The sequence below is a fragment of the uncultured Fretibacterium sp. genome (genome assembly GCF_963544685.1).
Taxonomy (GTDB): Bacteria; Synergistota; Synergistia; order Synergistales; family Aminobacteriaceae; genus CAJPSE01.
Window position 1 is genome coordinate 1 of record NZ_CAUUGJ010000084.1, and the last position, 10,611, is coordinate 10,611.

7 protein-coding genes and 1 riboswitch are annotated in these 10,611 nt (G+C 64.2%); of the genes, 1 reads left to right on the forward strand and 6 read right to left on the reverse strand.

Annotated features, from left to right (window positions below; all coding sequences use genetic code 11):
• Positions 1-65: 65 nt before the first annotated feature.
• Entirely contained in the window at positions 66-581 is a 516-nt protein-coding gene (locus tag ABLA28_RS08375) for a putative sulfate exporter family transporter (protein ID WP_347713273.1), read from the forward strand.
• Positions 582-665: 84 nt separating this feature from the next.
• On the opposite strand, the gene metK is transcribed toward ABLA28_RS08375, so the two are convergent.
• The 6 genes from metK to ABLA28_RS08405 all read right to left on the reverse strand — a co-directional run.
• Positions 666-1,880: a methionine adenosyltransferase gene (metK, locus tag ABLA28_RS08380; protein ID WP_347713267.1), complete on the reverse strand. Its 1,215-nt coding sequence runs from the start codon at positions 1,878-1,880 to the stop codon at positions 666-668.
• An 86-nt stretch (positions 1,881-1,966) separates the two neighbouring features.
• A riboswitch (SAM riboswitch) is annotated at positions 1,967-2,065 on the reverse strand.
• 158 nt (positions 2,066-2,223) lie between these two features.
• A complete protein-coding gene (locus ABLA28_RS08385) occupies positions 2,224-2,523 on the reverse strand; it encodes a septum formation initiator family protein (protein WP_347713268.1) in 300 nt (99 codons plus the stop codon).
• Between the two features lies 1 nt (position 2,524).
• A complete protein-coding gene (gene argS, locus ABLA28_RS08390; protein WP_347713269.1) occupies positions 2,525-4,240 on the reverse strand; it encodes an arginine--tRNA ligase in 1,716 nt (571 codons plus the stop codon).
• Between the two features lie 90 nt (positions 4,241-4,330).
• Positions 4,331-6,199, reverse strand: a complete 1,869-nt coding sequence (locus ABLA28_RS08395) for a hypothetical protein (RefSeq protein WP_347713270.1) — start codon at positions 6,197-6,199, stop codon at positions 4,331-4,333.
• A 105-nt stretch (positions 6,200-6,304) separates the two neighbouring features.
• Complete coding sequence (gene secA, locus ABLA28_RS08400; protein WP_347713271.1) at positions 6,305-9,145, reverse strand: preprotein translocase subunit SecA; 2,841 nt, start codon at positions 9,143-9,145, stop codon at positions 6,305-6,307.
• A gap of 482 nt (positions 9,146-9,627) precedes the next feature.
• A partial coding sequence (locus ABLA28_RS08405; protein ID WP_347713272.1) for a YitT family protein occupies positions 9,628-10,611 on the reverse strand: 984 nt, incomplete at its 5' end.

Here is a 10,611-nt window from a genome sequence, read left to right on the forward strand (position 1 = left end):
GATACCATAACGGTAGCCTTTTATAAACCAACCACTCCTGATAGCGAGGAGCCTTTCTCTTCAACATCGCGGCCGTCTTCATCTTTCCCGCGCTCGGACACCTTATGAGGATGGGCGACCAGGGGTTCGGGATATGGGCCGGCACGGCGGTCAACGACACCTCGTCCGTCCTCGCGGCGGGATACGCCTACAGCGACGCCGCCGGCAAGCTGGCGACCATCGTCAAACTGACGCGTACCCTGATGATCGTGCCCATCACCTTCGTGCTCGCGCTCTACACCGCCCGGACCAGAGAGGGAGCCTCGCACTTCAGTTTTTCCAAGGCCTTCCCCTGGTTCGTGCTCGGGTTCGTGGCCGCCTCCCTGCTGCACACGTCGGGGATCGTGAGCCCCGAGATATCGCGCTCCCTGACGGTGTCCGGGAAGTTCCTCATCGTCGCCGCCATGGCCGCCATCGGGCTCAACACGCACATCGGCAAACTTCTGGCCAACGGCCTGAGGCCGATCCTTATGGGTCTGGTCTGCTGGATCAGTCTGGCGGGCACGTCCCTGGTCGTGCAGCATTTTCTGGGGCTTCTGTAGCCTCACGCAGAAAAAGAGCCGGAGGATGTTCCCTTCTATGGGAACCCTCCGGCTTTCTTTCACCCTTACAGCGCTTCCTTTTTCCTAAATCCCGGCGGCCTTGCGAAGCGTCTCCGCGCGGTCCGTCCTCTCCCATCCCGGCAGGGGGGTAAGGTCGATGCGGCCCATGTGTCCGTAGGCGGCCAGCGCCCTGTACTGAGGCTTGCGCAGGTCCAGGTCCCGGATGATCGCAGCGGGCCGGAAGTCGAAATGGGCGCGCAGCAGCTCCACGATTTTCTCGTCCCCGATCTTCCCCGTGCCGAAGGTGTTGACGTTAAGGGAAACCGGCTCGGCCACGCCGATGGCGTAGGCCACCTGAATCTGGCACTCGTCGGCGATCCCCGCAGCCACGATGTTCTTCGCGGCGTAGCGCGTCATGTAGGCGCCGCTGCGGTCGACCTTGGTGGGGTCCTTGCCGGAGAAGGCCCCGCCCCCGTGGGGCACCCATCCGCCGTAGGTATCGACGATGATCTTTCGGCCCGTCAGGCCGGTGTCGGCCATGGGACCGCCCTTGACGAAACGCCCGGTCGGGTTGACGAAGATACGCGTCTCCGAATCGATCAGGTATCCAGGGACGATGGGATTGATCACGTTCTCGATGATGTCCGCACGGATCTCCTTGAGGGTCGCCTCCGGATGGTGCTGAGCGGAGACGACGATCGTATCGGCGTGGACGGCTTTCCGGCCCTCGTAGCGGAGGGAGACCTGGGTCTTGCCGTCCGGGCGCAGGTAGGAGATCGTCCCGTCGCGGCGGACCTTGCTGAGCTGACGCGCCAGGTTGTGGGCGAGGGCGATGGGCATCGGCATGAACTCCTCCGTCTCGTTGCAGGCGTAGCCGAACATCATGCCCTGGTCCCCGGCCCCGATTCTGGCGATCTCCTCCTCGGAGAGCTTCTTATCCTGCTTGTCCCGCACCTCGATGGCGTTGTCCACGCCCTGGGCGATGTCCCCGGACTGCTCGTCGATGGCCGTGAGGACCGCGCAGGTCTCGCCGTCGAACCCGTACTTGGCGCGGGTGTAGCCGATGTCCTGAACGATCCCGCGCGCCAGCTTGGGGATGTCCACGTAGGTCCGGGTCGTGATCTCTCCCGAGACCATCACCAGACCCGTCGTGCAGAGCACCTCGCAGGCCACGCGGCCGTTGGGGTCGTCCTTCAGGATTGCGTCCAGGATGCCGTCCGAGATCTGATCGGCGACCTTGTCGGGGTGCCCCTCCGTGACGGACTCCGAGGAGAAGATGAATTTTTCCGTGTTTGCCATAGTCCTACCTCCCGAGAATAAATGAACGAAAGACAAAAAAACACCCTTCCCATCGGGAAGAGTGTCTGCACAACCTTATGCTCTTCCTCTCATCATCCAGCCTCGCGAGGCTGCTGGTATTGGCACCTGATTCGACAGGTTGCCGGGCTTCATCGGGCCAGTCCCTCCACCTCTCTCGATAAGAGATCTCATTATAAAATAAATGAACATTGCCTTTGGGAAACGGAAATTCGCGTTTTCCTTCAGATTCCACTTTCTACCAGAGGACTATTGTACCCCTTTTTGACGTCCCGTCAAGGACCGTTTGCGGCCCGGCGAACCATCCCGCTCCTCCCGCCGGAGGTCAGCGCCCATCCTCCGAGACCACGTCGCCGCTCTTGATCAGGATGACGCGCTCGCCGGAAAATACGAGGTTGTACTGTTCCCGCGCCATGTGCTCGATGCCCTCCCGGGATTTGTAGAACGAAACCTTCTCCCGATAGTCGCGCACGCTGTCCTGTTTCCTGCGCAGGAGCTCCTCGCGTTCCTCGATCGCCGCGTTGAGCTGGTCGATCCTCCGCCATTCGAAGAAGTAATGCGTCCCTATGATGAGGAAGAGGAGGAGGACGAAGGCGACGAGCACGATTCTCCGCAGGGGGGGCATGTCACATCCGCTCGGGGGCGCTCACGCCCAGCAGGCTCAGGCAGGTGTGCAGGACGATGCGCACCGCGTTCGCCAGCTTGAGACGGCCGAGCTCCACCTCCCCGGCCTCGCCCAGGATGCGGTTGGTGTTGTAGAAGGAATGGAAGGCGCCGGCCAGCAGCCCCGCGTAGGCCGTCAGCATCTGAGGGGCCAGGTCCCGCGACGCGTTCTCCACCTCCCGCGGAAAGAGCGCCAGACAGTCCGCCAGCCCGCGGGCCGCCTCGTCCTCGAACAGGCTCTCGGGGATCGGAACGCCGTCCGAGCCCAGACGGTCCGCACTGCCGCCCCGGGCCGTCCACTCCCGGACGACGCTGCAGATTCGGGCATGAGCGTACTGGACGTAATAGACGGGGTTGTCGCTGCTCTGCTTTTTTGCGAGGTCGAGGTCGAAGTCCAGCTGGCTGTCGCTCCGACGCATGAGGAAGAAGAACCGCGTGGCGTCGACGCCGACCTCATCCAGGACTTCCTCCAGGGTGACGAACTCCCCCGACCGGGTCGACATCGCCACGGGATGGCCGTCCCGCATCAGGTTGACCAGCTGGATCAGCAGCACGTCGAGGTCGTCGGCCGACTTTCCGATGGCCTCCACCCCAGCCTTCATCCTCGGAATATAGCCGTGATGATCGGCCCCCCACACGTCGATGACCCGATCGAACCCGCGGGTCACAAACTTGTCCCGATGATAGGCGATATCCGACGCGAAATAGGTGGGCGCCCCGCTGTTGCGGATCAGTACGCGATCCTTGTCGTCCTCGAAATCGGTCGTCTTGAACCAGAGCGCACCGTCCGACTCGAAGGCGAAGTCGCGCCTCTTGAGGTCCTCCATGGCCTGGCGTACCAGATCCCGCTCGTAAAGGGTGGCCTCGGAGAACCAGACGTCGAAGCGGACCCCGAAACGCCCCAGGTCCTCCTTGATCCGCCCCAGGATGACGTCCCCCGCGTACCGCTTGAACCAGGGCAGGCTCTCCGAGGGCGGCTCCGCCAGGAAACGGTCGCCCTCCCGCTCCAGGACCGTGCGGGCAAGGTCTCTTATGTAAGCGCCCTTGTAGCCGTTCTCGGGGAAGGGAGCAAGTTCGGGACGCCCCGCCAGCTCGAAATAGCGGGCCTGAGCGGAACGTCCCAGGATATCCATCTGGAGCCCCGCGTCGTTGATGTAGTACTCCCGCTCGACATTCCAGCCCGTGAAGGCGAGGATGCCCGCGACGACGTCCCCCACCGCCGCGCCGCGGCCGTGGCCGATGTGCAGCGGCCCCGTCGGGTTGGCGCTGACGAACTCCACCTGCACCTTCCGCCCGCCTCCCAGTTCCGAGGAACCGTACCGATTTCCCATGGAAAGGACCTCGTCCGCGACGGAGGCGAACCATTTTTTCGAGAGGAAAAAGTTGATGAACCCCGGTCCGGCGACCTCGATTTTATCGAAGAAACCGCTTCCATCCTCGCTCAGCCGCCCGACGATCCGGGCAGCCAACGTCCTCGGGGGCATGGAAAACGCCTTGGAGAGCTGCATGGCGGCGCTGGCCGAACGATCCCCCTGCCCCTCGTGCCTGGGACGTTCCAGCTCGAACGCCATCCCCTCCGGGAGGGGCTTCCCCAACTCCTCCGCGACGCTCCGGACAGCCCGAAGCAGAGCCTCCCTCGGGTAGGAAACGGCCGAACCCCGCATCAATTCCTCCGACATATCATCCGACATCTCCGCACTACCTTTCCCTTATATAAAGAACTTTTTGCCCGCAGGGCGAGCGGACACTCCCGTCCCTATTCTTCATCCCTATTCCTTGCCCCTCATCAGCAACGGCAGGGGCCGCGCCGAAAAATTGCGCCAAAGGTCCAGTGCCGTCTTCAAAGAGGCTCCATCCTCCTCCGCCAGCCTCGTCGCCGAAACCTGGAGCCGGACCTCCGCCGTCACCTTCTTCAGCTTGGACGCCTTGAAGTTTTCCCCATAGAGCACCTTTCCGGAGGCGCGTTCCGTGTCCGCGGGGAGCATCACCTTCTCGACCCCCGGGGGCAGCAGCAGGCTGACCCTCTGTTCCATCAGGAAGGGGAAGACCAGCTCCACGGGAACGGACTCACCAGGCAGGGATTGCAGGGACTCGGGGACGAACGCCGGAAGGATGACCAGCAGGTTCTTCCCCTGCATCCCCATGATCCCCGGCATCTCGCCGATGCGGAAGGCCAGCTCGGCCTCCCCGCCGGACTCCTTGAGTGCGGCAGCCTCGTAGCCCCTCAGATTCCGGAAGAGCGAGGGAAGGAGCTCCCCCGCACGGCCGTCCTCCCAGGCGCGAAAGAACAGGGAACGCCATGCGCCGCGCGCCTGGAGGCGCACCGTACCGCTCAGCGCCCCGCCGGGGCTCAGGCTCAGATCGAAGAGGGCGCGCAGCCGGTTTTCCGATGCCTTCGCCTCCGGTATCCTCCTGCCCGCAATGCGCCCCTCCCCGTCCGGGGCGAATATCCGGCGCCCCATCAGAAGGGGCGAGGTCCTCCCCATCCTGGGGGCGTCGTCCATATCGCAGAAGAAGCTCTCCTTGAACCTGGCGCCCTTGAAGGGGGGGACCTCCAGGACCGGGGCCAGCAGAAGCCCCGGACAGACGGGGCTGTCCGCGTCGGGCTCGAGGGCCGTCCTCCAGTGCAGAACGGCGTTCACCCCCCGCTCCTTGAGCCAGGCATGGGCCACCAGGAGCTTTTCCCCGCCCGTCCAGGGCCCCTCCGAGGGCAGCGTCCGACGGCAGCCCTCCGGGAGGATGGTCTCGGGCTGCTCGTACAGCCAGGAGAGCAGGGCGGCCGTTCCCGCCTCCGTCCCCCTTCGGAAGCCCTCGACGGCCTTCGAAGGGGCCTGAGGAACGGTAACGGCGGCCTCGTCCCGCATCAACCTGGCGAGTCCCTCGGCCCCCCGGCGCATGCCGAAGACGACCCCGCCCCGGGTGGAGGCGCGGAGCCCCCCCGGGACCAAGGGGGCGGCATTGACGGTCCGCCAGGTATAGACCGCCCTCCCCTTGCCCTTTTCCACCTCGGGACGGACGTTCTGGAAGGAACGATGGTTTTGAAAGGAATAATGGAAGAAGGGCCGCCCGTCGGGCACCGAGACCTCGACAATCGATTCCCAGACGGGCAGCGACTCCTGGGTCCAGACCAGATCCTCGAGGGAGAGATTCTCCGGGAGGGAGTCCTGCCAGCACAGGACCAGGATGAAGGTCTCGGGGAGCCCCTCAAACCGCACGGAGCGCATCGTCACGCCCCCCTGGTCCCGCTCGGCGGGGAGGACGTCGGCGATCTTCCGGCCGGAATCGAAGGCATAGACCCCCGCCTCCAGGACCCTCGCGTTCCCTCCCGGAGGATTGGGGATATCCCAGTCCAGCCATCGCTTGTCCAGGCCGCTGCGCCCCAGCAGCACCCAGAGATGGGTCCGTTCCATTCCCCCATCCGGGGCAGGGCCGCAGGAGACCCGTTTGAGCCAGACGATGCCCCGCGCGTCGGGATACGTCGAGAAGTCCGGGTTCACCTGCCGCATCCGCGCGAGGTCGTACTCGGGGACCGACGCTCCCGCAGGCGGCGGACACAGGAAAAAGATTCCAAGAAAGATTCCGAGGATGGCCCCCGAAGACAGAAGTTTTCTCGACAAGAACTTCACCATCGGACTCATTCGACGCACTCCTTCCTCATTCCGATGCCCCTCATTAAACGCACTCCTCCCTCAACGGCAATGCCCGCGGGAAGAGATCACGGGGGAGGCTTCAGCGGATGAAACTCAGGCGCCCTTGCCGCAGCAGTGCTTGTACTTCTTTCCGCTGCCGCAGGGGCAGGGATCGTTGCGCCCCACCCGGGGCCCCTTACGGACGGGCTCGGGCCGCCCCTCGCCGCGGGGAAGTTCCTCGGGCACGGCGTCCTCATGTCCCTGCCCAAAACCGGGGAGGACAAAATCGCGCCCCTCGGAGACCCGACGCGGACTGCGGCGCTCCTCCTCGGTCACCACGCGGACCCGGAAGAACTGTTCCGCAAAGGACTCCCTCACCCGCAGCATCATCTCCTGAAAGAGGTTGTAGGACTCGAACTGGTACTCCAGCAGCGGGTCCTTCTGCCCTATGGCCCGGAGGCCGATGCCGCGCCTCAGTTCGTCCATCGCCAGGAGATGGTCGCGCCAGGCGTCGTCCAGGGTGTTCAGCACCACGTAGCGCACCAGCCCCCCGGCGACCTCCGGGGTCAGCTCCTCGGTCTTTTTGTCGTAGCGCGCCTTCAGGGAGGCGACGATCTCGTCCCGCACCAGCTCCATGCCGGCCTGGCTGTCGATGCGCCCCACCAGTTCGTCGCTGCCGGGGCCGAAGATGGCGCGCATCCGCGCCGCAGCCCGTCCGGCGTCCGGCTCCCCCTCCATGGGGAAATAGCGGTCCAGGATCTCGACGATGACGCCGTTCACGACTCCCCAGCCGTAATCGACCATATCCCCCTCGTTCAGGATCGTCTGCCGTTCGTCGTAGACGGCCTCGCGCTGGCGGTTCATGACGTTGTCGTAGGCCAGCAGCTGCTTGCGGATGTCGAAGTGCATCTGCTCGACCTTGTGCTGGGAGGACTCGATGACCTTCGAGAGCATTCCGGACTCGATGGCCTCGCCGTCCTTCATGCCCAGCCGGCCCATCAGGCCCTGGATGCGCTCCGAGCCGAAGAGGCGCAGCAGGTTGTCCTCCAACGAGAGGTAAAAACGGCTCATGCCGGGGTCGCCTTGGCGGCCGGAACGGCCCCGAAGCTGGTTGTCGATGCGCCGGGACTCGTGGCGCTCCGTCCCGATGATCGCCAGTCCGCCCAATGCGGCGACCTTGTCGTGCTCCCCGCGGCAGAGCTCGCGGAACTCCTCCAGCCGGGCCTCGTAAGCCTTTTTGATGCGGCCGAAGACGGCGCGCAGAAACTCCAGCCCGCTCCCCTCCTCCGCGATGCGGCGGTCCCGAAGGTAGTTGCGCGCGAGGTCTTCGGCCTGGAGGTTGGAGTAGCGCACGAAGTAGCCGTAAACGTCCTCCTCGTCCATTCCCTTGACCGTCCATTCCAGGGACGGCCTGTCGGAGAGGAGCTTCTCCTTGGCCAGAAACTCCGGGTTGCCCCCAAGCATGATGTCCGTGCCGCGGCCGGCCATGTTCGTCGCCACCGTCACGGCGCCGAGGTGCCCGGCCTGGGCCACGATGTGGGCCTCCTTCTCGTGGTGCTTGGCGTTCAGCACCTGATGCGGGACCTTACGGGCCTTGAGCAGCTTGCTGACCCGCTCGGAGTTCTCGATGGACGTCGTCCCGACGAGGACGGGCTGTCCGCGCTTGTGGCATTCCTCGACGTCGTCCGCGACGGCGCCGAACTTCTCGAGCATCGTCCCGTAGATCACGTCGGGACAGTCCTGGCGGATCATCTTCCGGTGCGTCGGGATGGTCACGACCTGCAGCCCGTAGATCTCCTTGAACTCCTCGGCCTCCGTGGCCGCGGTGCCCGTCATCCCGGCCAGCTTGCGGTACATGCGGAAGTAGTTCTGCAGCGTGATCGTCGCCAGGGTCTGGCTCTCGCGCCCCACCTTGACGCGCTCCTTCGCCTCGATGGCCTGATGGAGCCCGTCCGAGTAACGGCGCCCCACCATGAGGCGCCCCGTGAACTCGTCGACGATCACGATCTCCCCGTCCTTCACGACGTAGTCGACGTCGCGCTGGAACAGGCGGTGGGCCTTCAGGGCCTGTACGATGCGGTGCGCCAGCTCGGACTTCGCCGCGTCCGAGAAGAGCCCCGGCATCCCAAGGAGGTCCTCGCAGCGCTGGATTCCGGCCTCCGTGACGGCGATGCTGCGCTCCTTCTCGTCCTTCTCGTAGTCCTTTCCCTCCGTCAGTTGGCGCGCCACCCCGTCCGCCTTGACGTAGAGCTCCACGTTGTCGTCGGACGGGCCTGAGATGATGAGGGGCGTCCGCGCCTCGTCCACGAGGATCGAGTCCACCTCGTCGACGATGCAGTAGGCATGGGAGCGCTGGACCATCTGCTCGGCGTGCATGACCATGTTGTCCCTCAGGTAGTCGAACCCGAACTCGCTGTTCGTCCCGTAGGTGATGTCCGCCCTGTAGGCCTCGTAGCGCTCCTCCGGAGGCATGTAGGGGTAGATGACGCCCACGGAGAGCCCCAGGAAGTTGTAGATCGGGGCCATCCACGCGGCGTCGCGCTTCGCAAGGTAGTCGTTGACCGTGATCAGGTGGACGCCCTCGCCGGAGAGCGCGTTCAGGACGACGGCCAGGGTGGCCACGAGGGTCTTCCCCTCGCCGGTCCGCATCTCGGAGATTCGGCCGTCGTGCAGGGCCATGCCTCCGATCAGCTGTACGTCGTAGTGCCGGAGCCCTATCGTCCTCCGGGAGACCTCGCGCACGAGCGCGAAGACCTCGACGAGAAGTTCCTCCAGGGGCTCCCCGTCCCGGGCCCGCTCGCGCAGGCGTGCGCCCATGGCGCGCAGCTCGTCCTCACTCCGGGACTCCAGGTTCTCCGAGAGCTCGTTGATCTGCTCCACGACGCCCTCGTACTTTCTCAGCGCACGGTCGTTGGGGTCGAGCCCCAGCGCCCTCCTTAGTGTGTTCCATATCATTTCCGCTCATTCACCTCTGACGGCGCCCCCTCGGCCGGGAGCGTCCTGATCGTATATCAAGTCCGCGTATCAAAGTTTATAGAGTAGATTCAAATGTTCATTATAGCGCACCGGCCGGAAAACTCCCGAAACCAATAATCCCATGCCATTCCAATTCTTAAGGAAACGCCGATTCAATCGAAGCCCCCGGTGGTACCTCAGCTTGCCTGTTTTAAGAAGGACACTTTCCGGGGCCGCCGCTATCCCCAAAGGGGAGCCTTCCGGCCAGCAGCTCGCTTCGCTTGCGGGCCGATCAGTCCCACGGTAGCGGCATGGGGATTTAAGCAGACTGCCGGCGAGGCGCAGCTCGCTGCGCGAATCGCTCAGGGGTTTCATCAGGCGGTTTTCCCGGGCGTCGAAGGCGAGGGCACGAGGTTTAGCCTCGACGTAAGCGACCGACACGGCATCCGGGACTTGACAGCCCCGAAGGGCTGGGCGTCCGCTTACAGGGACTTCCAGCTCTTGAACCCCTGGCCCAGCACCTCGGTCGCGTCGCAGATGGAGAGGAAGGCATTTGGGTCCTTTTCCTTGAGGAAAGCCTTGAGCTGAACGATCTGCCGCGGCTCCAGCAGGGAGATGAGCACGGGACGGGGCTGTCCCGTGTAGGCTCCGTGCCCCTCGAGGCGGGTCACGCCCTTGCCCTTCGAGGTGATGAAACGGCAGACGTCCTCCGGGATGTTCGTGATGATGAAGGCCTGCTTGCGTTTGTCGAAGCTCCGCGTCATGCCGTCCAGGGTAACGCCGAAGACATAGAGCCCGACGGCTCCGTACACGACCGACTCCAGGCCGATGACCCCGGCCGAGAGCGAGAGGATGAAGAAGTTGACGAAGATGGAGAATCGCCCCACCTCGATCCCGTAGCGTCGGCGCATGACCATCGCGACGATGTCGAGCCCGCCGCTCGACCCTCCCACGTTGAAGAGCATCCCGATGGCGACTCCCTTCAAAAGCCCCGTGATCACCGTGGCCATGAACTTGTCCCGGGGCAGGTTCAGGGGGACGCCCCGGAATATCGGGATGAACAGCGAGAACACCACGATGGAGGAGAAGGTCAGCACCAGGAAGCGCAGGTTCAGGCTTTTGTGCCCCCAGACGATCAGGAGGACGTTGCCGATGAAGATCACCCAACTGGGGGATATCCCGAAGACGTAATTGGAGAGGACGGCGAGCCCGGAGATCCCGAGGTCGGGAAAGCGATAGGGCAGGGTGAAATAATTGACCGCGAAGGCGAAGATGATGTTGGCCGACAGGACGGCGAGCACGGACCGCCACTCCCGCCTCAGCAGGCCCGGCAGGGAAAGAAGAAAGTTTTTGACCAGAGCGCTCTTTTCGGCTAGGACGTTCACGACCGACGACACCTTTCGTTCAGAGATCGGGCGGAAATGCAAGATTCCTCCCGCGGCAAGCGATATTGTATAATAATTAGG